The organism is Flavobacterium sp. IMCC34852, from assembly GCF_030643905.1.
Lineage (GTDB): Bacteria > Bacteroidota > Bacteroidia > Flavobacteriales > Flavobacteriaceae > Flavobacterium > Flavobacterium rivulicola.
Map to the genome: position 1 here is coordinate 2327968 of NZ_CP121446.1, position 16676 is coordinate 2344643.

At 37.6% G+C, this 16676-nt stretch carries 18 protein-coding genes; 16 read left to right on the forward strand and 2 right to left on the reverse strand.

Annotated features, from left to right (window positions below; translation table 11 throughout):
* Nucleotides 1–20: 20 nt before the first annotated feature.
* The 4 genes from P7V56_RS10050 (at nt 21) to P7V56_RS10065 (ending at nt 4330) form a co-directional block, all read left to right on the forward strand.
* Complete coding sequence (locus tag P7V56_RS10050; protein ID WP_171221707.1) at nt 21–941, forward strand: homoserine kinase; 921 nt, start codon at nt 21–23, stop codon at nt 939–941.
* A 69-nt stretch (nt 942–1010) separates the two neighbouring features.
* Nucleotides 1011–2297 (forward strand): threonine synthase, encoded by a 1287-nt coding sequence (gene thrC, locus P7V56_RS10055; protein WP_171221708.1) that lies wholly within the window; start codon nt 1011–1013, stop codon nt 2295–2297.
* A gap of 9 nt (nt 2298–2306) precedes the next feature.
* The gene (locus tag P7V56_RS10060; protein ID WP_171221709.1) at nt 2307–3071 is read left to right on the forward strand and encodes a hypothetical protein; all 765 of its coding nucleotides are present in this window, start codon (nt 2307–2309) and stop codon (nt 3069–3071) included.
* 74 nt (nt 3072–3145) lie between these two features.
* Nucleotides 3146–4330 (forward strand): carbohydrate kinase family protein, encoded by a 1185-nt coding sequence (locus P7V56_RS10065; protein ID WP_171221710.1) that lies wholly within the window; start codon nt 3146–3148, stop codon nt 4328–4330.
* Nucleotides 4331–4381: 51 nt separating this feature from the next.
* On the opposite strand, the gene ytxJ is transcribed toward P7V56_RS10065, so the two are convergent.
* The gene (gene ytxJ, locus P7V56_RS10070) at nt 4382–4768 is read right to left on the reverse strand and encodes a bacillithiol system redox-active protein YtxJ (RefSeq protein ID WP_171221711.1); all 387 of its coding nucleotides are present in this window, start codon (nt 4766–4768) and stop codon (nt 4382–4384) included.
* Nucleotides 4769–4975: 207 nt separating this feature from the next.
* On the opposite strand from ytxJ, the gene clpB reads away from it, so the two are divergent.
* From clpB to P7V56_RS10085, 3 genes are all read left to right on the forward strand, one after another.
* Nucleotides 4976–7573 carry an ATP-dependent chaperone ClpB gene (gene clpB / locus P7V56_RS10075; RefSeq protein WP_171221712.1) on the forward strand — a complete coding sequence of 866 codons (2598 nt, stop codon included), beginning with the start codon at nt 4976–4978 and terminating at the stop codon, nt 7571–7573.
* Nucleotides 7574–7806: 233 nt separating this feature from the next.
* Nucleotides 7807–8601 carry a hypothetical protein gene (locus P7V56_RS10080; protein ID WP_171221713.1) on the forward strand — a complete coding sequence of 265 codons (795 nt, stop codon included), beginning with the start codon at nt 7807–7809 and terminating at the stop codon, nt 8599–8601.
* 171 nt (nt 8602–8772) lie between these two features.
* Nucleotides 8773–9255, forward strand: coding sequence for a hypothetical protein (locus tag P7V56_RS10085; RefSeq protein WP_171221714.1), 483 nt, complete (start codon nt 8773–8775; stop codon nt 9253–9255).
* A gap of 89 nt (nt 9256–9344) precedes the next feature.
* Here P7V56_RS10085 and P7V56_RS10090 read toward each other — a convergent pair whose 3' ends face one another.
* The gene (locus P7V56_RS10090; RefSeq protein ID WP_171221715.1) at nt 9345–9764 is read right to left on the reverse strand and encodes a hypothetical protein; all 420 of its coding nucleotides are present in this window, start codon (nt 9762–9764) and stop codon (nt 9345–9347) included.
* A 181-nt stretch (nt 9765–9945) separates the two neighbouring features.
* On the opposite strand from P7V56_RS10090, the gene P7V56_RS10095 reads away from it, so the two are divergent.
* From P7V56_RS10095 to P7V56_RS10135, 9 genes are all read left to right on the forward strand, one after another.
* Nucleotides 9946–10668, forward strand: coding sequence for a DUF4382 domain-containing protein (locus tag P7V56_RS10095; RefSeq protein ID WP_171221716.1), 723 nt, complete (start codon nt 9946–9948; stop codon nt 10666–10668).
* Between the two features lie 276 nt (nt 10669–10944).
* On the forward strand, nt 10945–12675 hold the full coding sequence (locus P7V56_RS10100) for a sensor histidine kinase (RefSeq protein ID WP_171221717.1): 1731 nt from the start codon (nt 10945–10947) through the stop codon (nt 12673–12675).
* A gap of 53 nt (nt 12676–12728) precedes the next feature.
* Nucleotides 12729–13367 (forward strand): response regulator transcription factor, encoded by a 639-nt coding sequence (locus tag P7V56_RS10105; protein ID WP_171221718.1) that lies wholly within the window; start codon nt 12729–12731, stop codon nt 13365–13367.
* Between the two features lie 336 nt (nt 13368–13703).
* Nucleotides 13704–14036, forward strand: coding sequence for a DUF4870 domain-containing protein (locus tag P7V56_RS10110; RefSeq protein ID WP_171221719.1), 333 nt, complete (start codon nt 13704–13706; stop codon nt 14034–14036).
* Nucleotides 14037–14070: 34 nt separating this feature from the next.
* Entirely contained in the window at nt 14071–14460 is a 390-nt protein-coding gene (locus tag P7V56_RS10115) for a hypothetical protein (RefSeq protein ID WP_171221720.1), read from the forward strand.
* Between the two features lie 166 nt (nt 14461–14626).
* Nucleotides 14627–15043: a DUF5004 domain-containing protein gene (locus P7V56_RS10120; protein ID WP_171221721.1), complete on the forward strand. Its 417-nt coding sequence runs from the start codon at nt 14627–14629 to the stop codon at nt 15041–15043.
* Nucleotides 15044–15060: 17 nt separating this feature from the next.
* Nucleotides 15061–15537: a response regulator transcription factor gene (locus P7V56_RS10125; RefSeq protein WP_240976593.1), complete on the forward strand. Its 477-nt coding sequence runs from the start codon at nt 15061–15063 to the stop codon at nt 15535–15537.
* An 81-nt stretch (nt 15538–15618) separates the two neighbouring features.
* A complete protein-coding gene (locus P7V56_RS10130) occupies nt 15619–16167 on the forward strand; it encodes a DUF4199 domain-containing protein (RefSeq protein WP_171221722.1) in 549 nt (182 codons plus the stop codon).
* 79 nt (nt 16168–16246) lie between these two features.
* Complete coding sequence (locus P7V56_RS10135; RefSeq protein WP_171221723.1) at nt 16247–16639, forward strand: DUF1801 domain-containing protein; 393 nt, start codon at nt 16247–16249, stop codon at nt 16637–16639.
* Nucleotides 16640–16676: the final 37 nt, after the last annotated feature.

Sequence of the window (16676 nt, forward strand, 5' to 3'; positions counted from 1 at the left end):
TGAACCTGAAACCTTTAAAAATGAACGAAATAAAAATATTCTGTCCGGCCACTATCGCCAATCTCAATTGCGGGTTTGACGTATTGGGTTTGTGTTTGGAAGGCATTGGCGACGAAATGATTATTCGAAAAGTAGCCGAAAAAGGCATACGCATTACCAAAATAATCGGTGCCGATTTACCTTTGGAAACCGAAAAAAATGTGGCCGGTGTCGCTGCGCTTGCTATTGTAAATGCAGCTAATCCTGATTGTGGCTTTGAAATTGAAATCCATAAAAAAATAAAAGCCGGAAGCGGTATCGGAAGTTCTTCTGCCAGTGCGGCCGGAGCGGTTTTCGGTATTAATGAATTATTAGGCAAACCCTTTACCCGTCAAGAATTGGTTGATTTTGCCATGAAAGGTGAAGCTTTAGCTAGTGGTTGCGAACATGCCGATAATGTAGCACCTTGTGTACTTGGTGGATTTACTTTGGTTCGTGGTTACAATCCGTTAGATGTGATTAAAATTGAAAGTCCAAGTGAAATTTATGCAGTAGTTCTGCATCCCCAAATCGAGCTTAAAACTTCCGATTCCAGAGCGGTTCTCCCTAGCGCTGTTCCCTTAAAAGATGCAATAACCCAATGGGGAAACGTTGGCGGATTAATTGCCGGATTATATACCAAAGATTACGAGCTGATTGGTCGTTCTTTGCAAGATGTGATTATTGAACCGGCGCGGAAACAATTAATTCCTAATTTTGATTTGGTCAAAAATACGGCCTTGCAAAACGGTGCACTTGGCTCAGGGATTTCAGGTGCCGGACCTTCGATATTCGCTTTGTGCAAAGGACAAGAAATTGCCGAGAAAGTAGCTTATGCGATGAGCAATAGCTATCTTGAAACCGGAATTGCTTTTGATATGCATATTTCAAAGGTGAATGATGAAGGAGTGAAAACAATATAAGAAGGACGAAGTACGAGGTACAAAGTAAAATGTATTTCGTATTTTGTACTTTGTAAATCGTAGTTTAAAATGCAATATTTCAGCTTAAATAAAAACGCGCCAAGAGTCAGCTTTGAACAAGCAGTTGTGCTTGGTTTGGCACCCGATAGAGGTTTGTACTTTCCGGAAAGCATTACGCCGCTTCCCCATTCTTTCTTCCAAAATATTGAAAACCTTACGCAAGAAGAGATTGCTTTTGAAGCCATCAAACAATTCGTTGGCGACGAAATTCCGGAAGCCGAACTCAAACGCATCATAGCCGAAACTTTATGCTTTGATTTTCCTTGTGTAACGGTGGAAAAAGATGTCTTTTCTTTGGAACTATTTCACGGACCAACCATGGCATTTAAAGATGTCGGTGCCCGATTTATGTCGAGATGCTTAGGTTATTTTAACCGTAATGATGATAAAAAAGTAACCGTTCTCGTAGCCACTTCCGGCGATACCGGCGGTGCGGTTGCTAGCGGATTTTTGGAAGTAAAAGGTGTTGAAGTAATTATACTTTATCCTTCCGGTAAAGTGAGTGAAATACAAGAACGTCAATTAACTACGCTTGGAAAAAATATAAAAGCTTTAGAAGTAGATGGCGTTTTTGATGATTGTCAGGATATGGTGAAACAAGCTTTTTTAGACCATACTTTAAATCATAAAAATTTAACCTCAGCTAACTCGATTAACATTGCCCGTTGGCTGCCGCAAATGTTTTATATTTTCTTTGCTTACCAACAGTTAAAAAAGTACGACAAGCCGATTATTCTCTCTTGCCCGAGTGGCAATTTTGGGAATATTTGCGCCGGGATTATGGCCAAAAGATTGGGCTTACCTATCGCCCATTTTGTGGCTTCGACTAATGCCAATGATACAGTGCCAAGGTTTTTAGAAGCTGGAAACTATGAACCAAAACCTTCTATCGCTACGATTTCTAATGCGATGGATGTTGGGAATCCATCCAATTTTATTCGCATTCAGGAATTGTATCACTATGATTTAAGTGAATTTGAAAAAGACTTCTCTTCCTACTCTTTTACCGATGCTGAAACCGAAATAGCCATCAAAGATATTTACAATCGAACACAGTACATCGCTGAACCACACGGCGCTGTGGGATATTTGGGACTGAAAAAAGAAATGGCAAAACAACCGAAAAGCATTGGTGTATTTTTGGAAACTGCTCATCCTATTAAATTCTTGGATGTGGTGGAACCTTTATTGGGCTTAAAATTGCCTATTCCAACCCAGATTGAAAATGTATTAGGCAAAGAGAAAGTATCGACTAAGATTAAGACTTATGAAGATTTGAAAGCCTTTCTACAATAAATCATTAAGATGAACTCAAAAGCTTGCCTACTCCTATTCGTCTTGTTTTTAAGCTTTGGCTTAAAGGCACAAAACGATAGTATTAGAGCGGCCAAAAAGATGTTGGATGAGCCGGATTTGAATATCATAACTTATCTCACTGAAAACGACAGCACCACTTATTACAATGAGGATGAGTCGCTAACCCAGTATTTCAGCATTGAATTGATTGACCAAAAGCTTTATACTGCAAAAAAGAAAAAGGCGGTTTCATTTTTGACCGCTGATACTTTAGTCCACAAAAAGACCAACGGTATCATCACATTGCCTTGTCAAAAGAAGTCCGTCACCTTTACTGATCTTCCCTCAGAAGAAGAAACTATTCGTATTTATGAATACATCGGGCAAATCAATTTACTTAATGCATATGTCGTTTATGGCATGTATTGGGAAGATTATGACTTTACTTTAATTGACAAAACAAGCGGTGAGAGAATTTCAACCTTTGTTGACTTTCCTAATATTTCGACCGATAAAAAAAAGATTATTTGCTTAGGCGCAAACGTTTATGAAAATACCGCAGATTTGGATTTCTTTGTCATCGATAAGCAAAAGATAGTCCATAAAATGAACACCGGTTTCAAATATTGGATGCCGGCAGGAGAAAATACCGATATGTTTTGGAGCACTGACGGCTATTTCTATTTGCCCATTGTAGCCACAAACCATTATTGGAAAACCGACGGAAGTTTGAATGACCAGTGGCAATACATCCGAATCAAACCTATGCCGTAAATTCTTTTCAAGTCTTACAATCTGCTTTCAAAACAAAGTCATTTCTCTTATATTTGTTCCAAACAATCCTGTCTATGAAAAAAATTACTTCTCTGGTAGCGTTACTTCTTGTGGTTAGCGCTTGTGGCGTTCGACAAACCCGTGATATGCTCACTTCCGGTGATTATGACGGTGCGATTCAAAATGCTGTCGAAGGTTTGCGTGGAAACAAAAATGCCAAAGGCAAGCAAGATTACGTTTATATGCTCGAAGAAGCTTTTGCCAAAGCCAAAGAACGCGATTTGCGCAACATTGACACTTGGTTTAAAGATGCCAATCCGCAGAACTTAGAGAGGATTTATGAAACTTATGTCCAACTCAATGCACGTCAGGAACGCATTCGCCCTTTATTACCGGTTCGTTTGTTAAAAGAAGGTCGCGAAGCTATTTTCCCTTTCGAAGACTACTCCGATCAGATTGTGAGCAGTAAAAATGCTTTGGCCAAATATTTATACAACAACTCCAAAGCGCTTTTGGCCAACAAAGACAAAATGGTGGTACGCCGCGCCTATGATGACTTGGTGTATCTGCAAAATTTAAGTCCGGGTTTCAAAGACACCGACAAACTCATTGAAGAAGCAAGAATTAAAGGGACTGACTACGTAAGCGTTTACACTAAAAACGAAACCAATATGGTCATTCCGATTCGTTTGGAAAATGATTTACTGGATTTCAGCACTTATGGTTTAAATGATAAATGGACGGTTTACCACAGCAATCGCGTCAAAGGCATCAATTATGATTACGGTTTGGTAGTGAACTTCCGCCAAATCAACATCTCGCCTGAACAAATCAAAGAACGCGAACTGCAAAAAGAAAAACTGATTAAGGTTGGGCTCAAAAATCTATTAGACGCCAACGGTCAAGTTGTAAAAGACAGTTTAGGTAATCCGATTAAAGTTGACGATATGCGAACCGTTCGCGCTACGATTTACGAGTTCTCGCAATTTAAAGCCTGTCAAGTAACCGCCAAAGTAGATTATATCGATTTTAATACGAATCAGCTACTACAAACGTTTCCGCTGGCAAGTGAGTTTACGTTTAATTATATGTATGCCAAATACCGTGGCGACAAACGCGCTTGTGAACAAGATTATTTTCAATATTTCGATCGAAGAGCGGTGGCTTTTCCATCCAATGAGCAAATGGTTTTTGACACCGGAAACGATTTAAAAGCCAAACTAAAGGACATCATCACCCGAAACCGATTCAGGAGATAAACAAAAAGCCGTCAATTATAGACGGCTTTTTTATTTTAAATCTGAGTTAAGTTAAACTAAATCAGCTAACTTCTTAGCCTCAATACTTTCATGCGAACGATCGTAAATGGCTTTACCATCTTTAATTACAATCAGTTGGGGCGACTGGTGGTAAACACTGAAACGGTTTGCAATTTCGTTTGAAATGTCGCGGTGTTCCAATAAATCCAAGTAATACGGAATGACTTTTCCTTCCAAATCAAACTCTTGTTCAAACTGACGCAATGCCATTCGGCTAATACTGCAACGAGTACTGTGCTTGAAAATCACTACCGGAGTTTCAGTCGACTCATTAACAATCTCGTTTAGCTGACCTAAATCAGTTAAAGTACGCCAAGCCATTTTGTTTTCACGCTCAGATTGATCTGAACCACCAAAAATATTTTGAAACAAACTCATAAACTTTTCCCTTTTAACTTTTCCCTTTCCCTCAAAATCAAGACATAACGTCATTACTAACGTCAAACTGTCTATAACAATCGCAAAGATAACCAAAAAAACGGCCATTTTGTCGGCTTAAACTTATTGGAATATAAATTGACGCCAATTAACTGAAGTTTTCAAAACTTTTATCCCAAACAACAACACAAAGGAGAACACTACATTATGAACACAAACAATTTTACTATTAAATCACAAGAAGCCATTCAGCAAGCGCAACAAATTGCGCAAGGCTTTGGTCACCAACAAATCGAAAACGAGCATATCATCAAAGGTATCTTGGAAGTCGATGAGAATGTGACGCCATTTATACTAAAGAAGCTCAACGTCAATGTCGATTTATTTAAAAAGATACTCGACAGTACTTTACAAAGCTTTCCGAAAGTTTCAGGAGGCGATATTATGTTGTCCCGAGAAGCTTCAACGGCTTTGACTGAAGCCAATATTATTGCCAAAAAAATGAACGATGAATACGTTTCGATTGAACATTTACTATTGGCCATTTTTAAATCGAAGAGTAAAGTCGCCCAAATTTTAAAAGACCAAGGTGTAACATACAACGGTTTGGAAGCCGCTATTGCCGAAATCAGAAAAGGCGAAAGAGTAACTTCCGCTTCAGCCGAAGAAACTTATAATTCACTAAACAAATATGCCAAAAACCTCAACGAATTAGCCCGCACAGGCAAACTCGATCCGGTGATTGGTCGTGATGAAGAAATTCGAAGAGTATTGCAAATCTTAACGCGTCGTACTAAGAACAACCCAATGCTTGTGGGTGAACCCGGCGTGGGTAAAACCGCTATAGCCGAAGGTTTGGCACACCGAATTGTAGACGGCGATGTACCCGAAAATCTAAAAGACAAAATCGTTTACTCGCTTGATATGGGTGCGCTGATTGCCGGTGCCAAATACAAAGGAGAATTCGAAGAGCGTTTAAAATCGGTGGTGAAAGAAGTCACCTCAGCCGAAGGCGATATCGTCTTGTTTATTGATGAGATTCATACACTCGTAGGAGCCGGCGGTGGTGAAGGCGCTATGGACGCCGCGAATATCTTAAAACCGGCTTTGGCTCGTGGTGAGTTAAGAGCTATTGGAGCAACGACTTTAGACGAGTACCAAAAATACTTCGAGAAAGACAAAGCGTTAGAGCGTCGTTTCCAAAAAGTAATGGTCGATGAACCTGATACCGAAAGTGCGATTTCCATCTTACGAGGAATTAAGGAGAAATACGAAACCCATCATAAAGTCCGTATCAAAGACGATGCTATTATAGCGGCCGTTGAATTATCGCAACGCTATATCACAAATCGTTTCTTGCCTGATAAAGCCATCGACTTGATGGACGAAGCGGCTTCGAAGTTGCGCATGGAAATCAATTCCAAACCCGAAGAACTCGACGTCTTGGATCGAAAAATCATGCAATTGGAAATCGAGATTGAAGCGATTAAAAGAGAAAACGATGAAATCAAGTTGAAATCGTTAGGCTTAGACTTGGCGAATTTAAAAGAAGAACGCAACGAAATCTTTACCAAATGGAAATCAGAGAAAGATGTCGTAGATAATATCCAATCTGTCAAACAAGAAATAGAAGATTTTAAGCTCGATGCCGAACGTGCCGAGCGCGACGGTGATTACGGTAAGGTAGCCGAAATCCGTTACGGAAAAATAAAAGACGCCCAAGAAAGATTAGATGCATTGCAAACCCAATTGGCCGAAAATCAAGCCGGAAGCTCTTTGATCAAAGAAGAAGTTACCCGCGAAGACATCGCCGAAGTGGTGGCGAAATGGACCGGCGTTCCCGTGACCAAAATGCTCCAAGGTGAAAGAGAAAAACTCTTGCGTTTGGAAGACGAGTTGCACCACAGAGTAGTCGGACAAGAAGAAGCTATTGAAGCCATCAGCGATGCCGTACGCAGAAGTCGTGCCGGATTACAAGACATGAAAAAACCAATTGGTACTTTCCTATTCTTAGGAACTACCGGTGTGGGTAAAACCGAATTGGCGAAAGCCTTGGCCGAATATTTATTCGACGATGAAAACGCCATGACGCGTATCGACATGAGTGAATACCAAGAACGCCACAGTGTGAGCCGATTGGTGGGTGCGCCTCCGGGATACGTAGGTTATGACGAAGGCGGACAATTGACCGAAGCCGTAAGAAGAAAACCTTATTCGGTTATCTTATTAGACGAAATCGAAAAAGCACATCCTGACACATTTAATATCTTGTTACAAGTATTAGACGAAGGTCGATTAACGGATAACAAAGGACGATTGGCCGACTTTAAAAACACCATTATCATCATGACTTCCAATATGGGATCTGCGATTATACAAGAGAAGTTTGAAAACCTAAAAGGCGGTATTGAAGCCGCTACGGAAGCCGCTAAAACCGAAGTACTTGGTTTGCTAAAACAAACGGTTCATCCAGAGTTTATCAATCGTATTGATGAGATAGTAATGTTTACACCATTAACCGCTGCGAATATCAAACAAATCGTTGGGTTACAATTGCAAAGCGTTACTAAAATGCTTGCACACCAAAACATTACGATGGATGCCACACCGGAAGCCATTGCTTACTTAGCTGAAAAAGGTTACGATCCGCAGTTTGGTGCCCGACCGGTAAAAAGAGTAATCCAACGCGAAGTACTGAACCAATTGTCTAAGGAAATCTTAGCGGGTAAAGTGACCACAGATAGTATTATTTTGTTGGATTGTTTTGACGGACAGTTGGTGTTTAGGAATCATGTCGCTGAGTAACTGAGTCGCTGATTGACTGGATTTTAACTTGAAATACATATTTAGGTTAGTTTGATTGAGAAAACCCTGATGGTTGTGATGACTATTGGGGTTTTTCTTTTTGTTTAATTCTTTTTCTTGAACCAAAATACTTTAAATTTCGATGATCTGCCAAATGACTCCAACCCTGGCTTTGTAACATTTTTCCCCATTCTTATACCAATCCCCAAAAATCATCAATCAAAATCAATCACATGAAAAATTACATTTCGCTCTCAGCGCTATACCTCGTTGTTATGGGCTGTACTCCTTTCAAACCGGCCATTAGTAATGCGGACATCAATACCCTATCCGAATACAAAGTCAAAGGCCGACAGGGTATTTTAATCAATCAGAAACTTAGTTTTGGTGAGTATACCACTTCTAAAGTAAAGCGCTCTTGGACCAAAGGCGGTAATACCCGTGTACCTGTAACAGTTTCGCCGGTTGTAGATTTTCTATATCCCGAGATTCTTACGGTTGAAAACAGAGACCGCTACCAAACTTTTGGATTTCAAATGAAAGACGGTTTGCAAAACAATACTGATGTATATGCGGCTACCGACTTTGCCTCTGAACAGCTTTTGGTGGGTAATAATCCAAATAGCATCGTTAATATTATTAAAGACATTACCGGTAAAGGCATTGACCAATCTTATATGTTTTATGCTCAAGTCTATGTAAACCAAGACAACAAACCATGGGAATTGCTACTTGACAATAATGCCTCGCAAAGAGATGCCAAACAATATATTGGCTACTTTGGTTATGATCAAACACGATACTATAGTCTAAAACCCATAACCGAATTACAAACCAGCAAAGGGCCAAAACCCATTTGGATGGGCTCAGTAGGTTATGAAATATGTAATCCTGATAATCAAGCCGTAGCGGCCGTTTCCTTAATGGATAACGGACTTGTTTACTTAGCAGCTACCAACCCAGAAGAACGTTTTTTACTGGCTAATCTTTGTGCTACTTTGCTGTTGCAGCAGGATATCGCAGAGTAAGAGGAAACTTTGATGTCTTAAATTGCTATAGACTTAAAAATTGAATTTTGACCCTTTGAATTTGCAACTGCCTCAAAATCAAGTAAATTATTGATAAATTAGTCTTTTCCATAAGCAATAGTGTATTTAATTTCACTACATTTATTCTCAATTTTTTAAACATTTTTGGCAATGAAAACTTTATCCATTACAATCGCGTTCGTCGCGGTTATGGTTGGGGTTTCGTGTAGTGATTCCGAAACCGGCACTATTACAACTGTACAAAAAAATGTACAGGATGATCAACGACATTCATCCGTTCCTACTACAAATTTGTCTCTTTCTGATTTAAGGGCTTATTATGATGAAACTGTTTTTAGGGTTAATTTAATCAGACTTTCAAGACTATCTTCGGCAGCAGCTTTTGACAGTGGCATGCCGATTTGCAAAATTTTTACCGTTGCTGAATTGTCAGAACCGCAACTATTTCATTTGGTTTTGGACAACAACAACAATGGTGCACCATTTGTGTACTGCTTGGTTCATTTGATTAAATTTGAAAATGATGCTCCGCCGCGTCAATTTTATTCTATGTCTTCTATAGATGACGCCATAGATAGCGGAGAAATTACAGTAGAAAATACGGAACGACTTTATAAGTGTGTCTTTTTATGATACCGGCTCAAAATTAAGGATTGAACCTATTTCCAAACAAAAAAGCACCCATAAGGTGCTTTTTTGTTTGGATTGTTATGCGCAAAATATTATTCTGTATAACTTTTACAACGCTCACCTTGTATGTACATTTTAAGGCTGTTAAAATGAATGGTGAAAGGTACCGCTTTCCAATGGCCTTCGTCTTCATTCTCAGGATTGGTGTACAAGTACCAGAGGGTATAAGCTGCATTATCAAAACCTTTATTAAATATTGGCTCTCCGGCTTCATTGCATTCTAAACCCCAAGTAACTGCTTTTTTAGGTTGCTCATGCAATTGGTATAAACCGGTACCGTTAGCATTTAACTCTACTGTAGGTTCAGCACCATTAAAAAAATAAGTCCCGGCAACAGTATAACCGATATCAGTGGTAATGTAATGAATACCGTCTTTGGTTTCAATTTTAGTCTGGCCAAAACTTTTACCCGCCAATAACAATAAAACAATAAGGAGCATTTTTAAATTCATACGTTTTAGATTTAGATTGAAATAAAAATAAAAACTATTCGAAGCCGTTCATCGTTGCTTTCCAATTAGTTATGAACAGTTTGCACCGACAAATGTTGATTTCTTAAAAAAATATTATCTGTCACTGGTAGGGTATTTAAAGTTAATTCTGTTTTGTAATAAATTTTAAAAACTAAATGGTATGAAAAAATTAAAAAAACTATTAGGGATTATTACATTAGTAATTGTTTTGGCTTCTTGTTCCAATGATAGCGGAAGCTCAGAAAACACTTTGAATATTGTAGCCAGAGCTACTTATTCTCCATCAGCTAACCGTTCCGCATTAAACGGAGATGTTGTTTTGAACAGCTTTAAAATTAACTTGAGAGAAATTGAATTTGAATTGGCTGAAAATAGTAGTGATGATGACGATTCTAATGGCGATTCAGATGATGATGGCTTTTACGACAGCGATGATGAGTTTGAATTGTATGGCCCGTTTGAGTTAGACCTTTTAAACCAAAATGCCCCAGTAACTACTGTGACTGTTCCTAACGGTACTTATGAAGAAGTAGAATTCAAATTACACAAAAGTACCAACAGTGCATCAGCTATGTTCAACAAATCAATTGAAATTACCGGTACGATTAACGGAACTCCGTTTATCTTTTGGCACGACATAGATGAAGACTTTGAAATTGACTATGAAGACACCAATCAAAATTTGGTAATCAACAACAATTCTTATGATTTAGTTTTCAATTTCGATTTGAACCAAGTATTGAGCATGGTTGATTTAAGCAGCGCCGTTGACGGTGATGGTGATGGTGTAATTGAAATTGGTCCGAATGATACCGACGGCAATCAAGCCTTGGCCAACCTTATAGAGGATAGCATAGAAGATTCTTGCGACTTAGACGATTAATGTTTTTTTGAGATTAGAGTTAAGTATGGCCCCGACGTAGTAAAATATGTTGGGGCTTTTTTTTAGTAGTCTATTGAAGGCCAGCACTTTTAAAACATAAGGTTACAGCGAGTAGTGTAGAATATATTCTACAAGAATTATTAAAATGTATTACACGCTAATAGCTTAAAGAGACTTACTTTTGTATGGTAAATTGATTTAAAAAATTAATTTTGCCGCCCCAACTCTTTAACATTTGTTTATACCTACAGCAAACAAATTTTAAAAAGCTCCATATTGAACGCTATCTTTCTTAAAAAACTAAAGTTTGAGGATCGAAAAGTTGTGCATTATACTTTATTAGTATGCATTATTCTTTTACAACTCATTGCTGTGCTAATTTGGTATAACGAAACCGCCAATGAAAACAAAATCGAAGCGTCTTTCGAAAGCATTGACCATGCCAACCAAGTTAATGGATTTACCGGTAAGGTAAACAATGCCATCATCCAATCGCAGGAGTCTTTTAACGATTACATCAGCACCAAAAATCCAAAAGCGTTAGACCGTTATTTGGGTTCGCTAAAAGTAACGAGTTCGTTGATAGACAGCTTGGCATTTACCACCAAAAACCATGAAGCTTTTAAAACCATTTTGGCCAAAAGAGATAAAGTAACAGCCGATATTCTTCTCCTAAAATCGTCTATTGATTCGGTAATCAGCAGACAAATTCATCCCAACCATGAAGACGTTGTTGCGCCCTTCCGATTTGACCGTTTGAATTATAATAAAGTGCTCGACAGTATTGATACCAATACTTCCATCAAGATTGACAGCATATCCAGAAAAGGCTTATTAGCCCGATTACTGGCAGCTTTTTCGGGTAAAATAGAAATCCAAAAAGAGCAGTTGAATACGGTGATTACCATGAAATACAAAGACAAAGTAAAAACCGGTACGCTCGAAGAACAAATGAAATACCTAATTTCGACCAGTAACAAATATTATGCGGCGGAGTTTGGCAAACTGCAATCGGCTTTTCTCAACTTGAGAAAAAAAGACCTTGAGCTGGTTAAATTCAACACCGAATTACTGTTGCTGAGCCAAACCACACTGCCCTATTTTACCAATGCCGCCCAAGAATTAAAACTCAATAGTCAGCAGGATTTAAAAGACCAATTGGCAACCAACAAAGCCATTAGAAATTATTCGATAGTAGCTGTTCTCTTTTTGATGTTTGTGGTGTCACTTATTTTGTTCGGATTTACACGCTTGGCTTTTGAGTATGAAAAAAGATTGACTACTGCACAGGAAAAAATTCGACAAAGCCTCAACTTCAAAAATAGAATCATGGGAATGATCAGCCACGAGATTCGTTCACCGTTGAGTATTATCGCTATTTACAGTCAAAAGATAAGTGCAACGGTTAAAGACAATGAAATCAAAGAAACTTTTAATTCGGTACAATTTACCACCAATTCCTTGTTGCTGTTGTCTAATCAAATATTAGAATATTCCAAAGCTGAAAACCATCGCCTTACTTTAAAAAACAAAAACTTTTATCTTAAAACAGAGCTGGAGCAAATCATCACCGCCATGACATCGCTGGTGGAAAGTAAAGGCAACAAACTAAAGCTGAGTTCAAATATGCAAACGGATTACGAAGTGTATTCAGACGTGGCTAAAATGCACCAATTGTTTTATAATATTATAGGCAACGCCAACAAGTTTACCGAAAAAGGTTTGATAGAAGTTACTATTAACCAAAAAAATACTTCGGATTATGAAGTCAATTTGCAAGTAACCATTGAAGACAACGGCATAGGAATTGCGGCAGGTGATTTGGCCAATATCTTCGAATCCTATTACCAAGGTACTGTTTCCAACAATGTCAATGATTTGGGTGTAGGTTTAGGATTAAACCTCTGCAAAGAAATTGTTGAACTCTTTGAAGGAAAAATTGAGGTTGAAAGTCAAGAAGGCCAAGGAACCAAAATAGTCTTTGATTTGGTTTTAAGTAAAGTTTAGCATGCTCATTAATCAATATAAAGAAAAATCCAATAACGCAATGTACCCTTAAAATGAAGCCAACACAAAATTTCACTTTTCTAATTGCAGACGATCACAGCATTGTTAGACAAGGCGTTTCTTTATTAATTAAAGAATTGTTTTTTAATGCTAAAATTCACCAGGCCGGCAATTTTAAAGATACCTTGAAAATTCTTCGAGAAACCAAAATTGATTTGCTCGTATTAGACATCAATTTTCCGGATGGCAACAGTTTAAATATTATAGCCGAAACCAAGAATATCCAACCCAATATTAAAATACTGATATTTTCAGCCTATGACGAAGACATTTACGCCTTGCGTTATTTGAATGCCGGTGCTTCGGGTTATTTGAACAAAGGCAGCAGCGAAGAAGAAATGAAACTCGCCTTGAGAAGCATGATGGTTTCGGGTAAATACATCACCCAAAATATCAAAGACCGCATACTCGATTCTTACATCTCTAAAAAACCCATCAATCCATTAGAATTACTGTCTAACAGAGAAGTCGAAGTAGCACGATTACTCATCAAAGGCTATGGCAACATGGAAATTGCCGAATACTTGAATGTAAAAAAATCAACAGTCAGCACTTTTAAAAACAGAATTTTTGAAAAACTCGAGATTGACAATCTGGCCGATTTGATTGATTTCTTTCAGTTGTACAATTAAAATGACCTTGTTGTTTTGAGTTTAAAAGCCGATTGAATTATGTAACCGAATCCAAAAAAGCGACTTTAAAAAGTCGCTTTTTTTGTAGAAGCAATTCTACACTAAACCCTTGCCTATTCTACAGAAAACAACTTTTCATTGGTTTAAATTTGCCTAAAGATTGAAAGCAAAAAAGTTTTCATAAACTTAGGTTTAAATCAAAAATAATCAGGGTTAGTTTAAATAATGATTGTGGGTGTCCTTAAAATCCTGTTGGCTTACTATTGCCCCAAACAAAAAATAGGTCAATGGGATTTATTAAGGATAAAAAAACTAACTCCGTAGCATTTGAAGACAATGATGCACAAAAAAACCGTTTCAGTAATTAGCTATTTGACTATAATAGGTTGGATAATAGCTTTTGTAAACTATCGAAAAGGTGCCAAATCATCTTTGGCTAAGTTCCATTTAGAACAATCATTCGGATTAGCCATAATGGTAATCATGACCAATATTTTAATGACTATACCCATTTATTTTGACTCTTTCTTTATTCTATTATTAATTATTAACAACATGGGATTGGTTATACTTTGGATTGCCGGATTAATAAGTGCCTACTATGGTGTGAGACTGCCATTGCCATTTATTGGATTTTATTTCAAAGATAAATTCCGCTTTATCCAATAAAGTTAACCATCCCATTTTTTTATAAAGTCTCCTTATGATTGACCAAATTAACAAACTGATTCAAATAAACCTACTGCTTTTTTTATATGCCAAACACAAACCTGTGAAACTGCAGGATTTCAAAAATCACGATGGAAACCCGCTACCCGGCGCAAAAATGTTAGCCGAAATTATGCAACAAAAAGAATTGATAAAAAACTATTCGGAAAAAGAGTTTTGTTACGAGTTGACCGAATTGGGAAAATACATCGCCGAAAGCGGTGGCTGGCTAAACCATGTAGAAAAACTAAAAATGGTAAAACCTTTCCCTCTATCAAATACAAATTCAAAAGCTAAAAAAACAGTCCGAAAACTGAATAAAGTACTAATCATAGCCGGAATTCTCATCCTATTGCTGAGTTGTTTGATTGTTTCTAGCATCTAATTCCCTGCTTGCCCTTAAAATCAAAATAATTAATCTGCCTTAATAAAGCTCTGATAGCCTACACTATCGGGGCTTTTTTTTTAAACAGTTAGGTTACAGAATAAACTTCTTGTTCAAAACATTCCAACATTTTCCTATCTTAGCCATAACTAAAAACCATACTTGTATGAAAACCCCATTCCTACTCTTAGTCTTTTTTTTGGCGATGACTTCCGCGCAAGGCCAAACGATTGATGAAACCTTAATTACAGGCAAATGGAAAGTAAAAAAAGCCACTGCGCTTAAAAATGCCGACAAACCCGAAACCAAAGAACTGGTTACCGGTTTTCAAAAAGCTACTTATCACTTCAATGCCGACCATAGCTTTACTTTTGAGACTAAAAGCAACACCAAAATGATGCAACAACTTGAAAAATTGTTTCAAAACAATCAGTGGATTTTTGACAAAAAGAAAAAACAAATTAAGGTCGGGCTCAAAAAAGAAGGGTATTCCAATATTCTGTTTTTGATTAGTGTGAAGGATAAAAAAATTATTTTTCTGATTGATGACGCTCAGATTGAGTTGGTAATGAAAAAGAGTTAAAACAGCATATCGTTATTTTGAACAAATTAAAACCATATAAAGAAATACTTAGCTATGCCATAGTAATGACAGTATTACTTTTGTTACTTCGTTGGCTGGAGTTTCGCTTTTTAATTTTAGAAAACCAATACGAAATATACATCGGACTCATCTCTATATTCTTCTTGCTTTTCGGAATTTGGCTTTCCAACAAAGTCACCAAACCTAAAATTAAAACCATCATCATTGAAAAAGAAGTACGAGTGCCTACCTCTGATTTTATGTTAAACGAAACCGAATTACAACAACGAAACATCAGCAAACGCGAACTCGAAGTACTGACTTTAATGGCGCAAGGTCTGAGCAATCAGGAAATCGCCGAGCAACTGTTTGTTTCCCTTAACACCATCAAAACCCACAGCGCCAAACTCTTCGAAAAACTAGAAGCCAAGCGCCGAACGCAAGCTATAGAAACCGCTAAAAAGCTGCAATTATTGCCTCCTACTTTAGGATGATTTTAAAAATTTCACCCAAAAGGATGAGCGGAAAAACAGCACAAATACTAACCTTTGTAACCTAATCAAAACTTTACTATTATGAAAAACACTATTATCAAATACGGTGTAATCGGCGGACTGATTGTAAGCGTATTTATGGGAATCGGAGCGGCTGTTTATAGTTATAATCCCAAATACGATTTGGGCATGGTTTTCGGTTTTGCCGGAATGTTAGTAGCCTATACCTTTGTCTTTTTGGGCGTGAAAAACTTTCGCGACAAGCAAAACGGTGGATTTATCAGCTTTGGAAAAGCTTTTAAAGTAGGCCTATTGATGTCCTTAATCACTGCCACTATTTACGTGGGGATTTGGGTGATAGAACACCATTATTTATATCCTGATTTCATGGAAAAATATTCCCAAGCCGAGATACAAAAATTGGAAAAAGAAGGATTGACGGCGGCGGAATTCAAAATTCAAAAGGACAGAATATTGTATTTTAAAGAACTCTATAAAAGCACCATTTGGGTTATCCTTTTTACTTACATGGAAATTATGGTTCCAATTGGTTTGCTTGTCCCTGTTATCAGTGCGGCCATTTTAAAAAGAAAACCATCGGCTCAAGCCTCACCGAAGGAAACTGAATAGTACTGCTTTCCTGTAAAGTTAAAATGATCCTCTCCTCAGTGTGAGGATTTTTTTTATATTTATATTTCAAAATTAAAATATGAATCCCGATATTCAAAACTACAATAACGCTCAAGAGCCTGAATACCAAGATATTTGTCACAAATTGGCAGCAATCATTCTTAAAAATCTGCCCGAAGCGGAACACAAAATATGGCACGCCCATCCGGTATGGTTTTTAGACGGTAATCCAATTGTAGGTTATGACAAATTAAAAGCCGGTTTGCGTTTGATGTTTTGGAGTGGCGTCACTTTTGAAGAAAAAAATCTAAAACCCGGAAGCGGCAAATTTAAAGATGCTTCCATTACGTATACAACCATTGACCAAATCAATATTGAAGACGTAGAACGTTGGCTTCAAAAATCAAAAGAAATTCAATGGGATTATAAAAACATCATCAAGCGAAAAGGCGTTTTAGAACGTTTGAAATGATTGTTAACAATAATGAATTTTTTAACTATTTACTGAA

Coding starts and splice junctions, on each gene's coding strand:
- P7V56_RS10050 (WP_171221707.1), top strand. CDS start 21: ATGAACGAAATAAAAATATTCTGTCCGGCCACTATCGCCAATCTCAAT.
- thrC (WP_171221708.1), top strand. CDS start 1,011: ATGCAATATTTCAGCTTAAATAAAAACGCGCCAAGAGTCAGCTTTGAA.
- P7V56_RS10060 (WP_171221709.1), top strand. CDS start 2,307: ATGAACTCAAAAGCTTGCCTACTCCTATTCGTCTTGTTTTTAAGCTTT.
- P7V56_RS10065 (WP_171221710.1), top strand. CDS start 3,146: ATGAAAAAAATTACTTCTCTGGTAGCGTTACTTCTTGTGGTTAGCGCT.
- ytxJ (WP_171221711.1), bottom strand. CDS start 4,768: ATGAGTTTGTTTCAAAATATTTTTGGTGGTTCAGATCAATCTGAGCGT.
- clpB (WP_171221712.1), top strand. CDS start 4,976: ATGAACACAAACAATTTTACTATTAAATCACAAGAAGCCATTCAGCAA.
- P7V56_RS10080 (WP_171221713.1), top strand. CDS start 7,807: ATGAAAAATTACATTTCGCTCTCAGCGCTATACCTCGTTGTTATGGGC.
- P7V56_RS10085 (WP_171221714.1), top strand. CDS start 8,773: ATGAAAACTTTATCCATTACAATCGCGTTCGTCGCGGTTATGGTTGGG.
- P7V56_RS10090 (WP_171221715.1), bottom strand. CDS start 9,764: ATGAATTTAAAAATGCTCCTTATTGTTTTATTGTTATTGGCGGGTAAA.
- P7V56_RS10095 (WP_171221716.1), top strand. CDS start 9,946: ATGAAAAAATTAAAAAAACTATTAGGGATTATTACATTAGTAATTGTT.
- P7V56_RS10105 (WP_171221718.1), top strand. CDS start 12,729: ATGAAGCCAACACAAAATTTCACTTTTCTAATTGCAGACGATCACAGC.
- P7V56_RS10110 (WP_171221719.1), top strand. CDS start 13,704: ATGATGCACAAAAAAACCGTTTCAGTAATTAGCTATTTGACTATAATA.
- P7V56_RS10115 (WP_171221720.1), top strand. CDS start 14,071: ATGATTGACCAAATTAACAAACTGATTCAAATAAACCTACTGCTTTTT.
- P7V56_RS10120 (WP_171221721.1), top strand. CDS start 14,627: ATGAAAACCCCATTCCTACTCTTAGTCTTTTTTTTGGCGATGACTTCC.
- P7V56_RS10130 (WP_171221722.1), top strand. CDS start 15,619: ATGAAAAACACTATTATCAAATACGGTGTAATCGGCGGACTGATTGTA.
- P7V56_RS10135 (WP_171221723.1), top strand. CDS start 16,247: ATGAATCCCGATATTCAAAACTACAATAACGCTCAAGAGCCTGAATAC.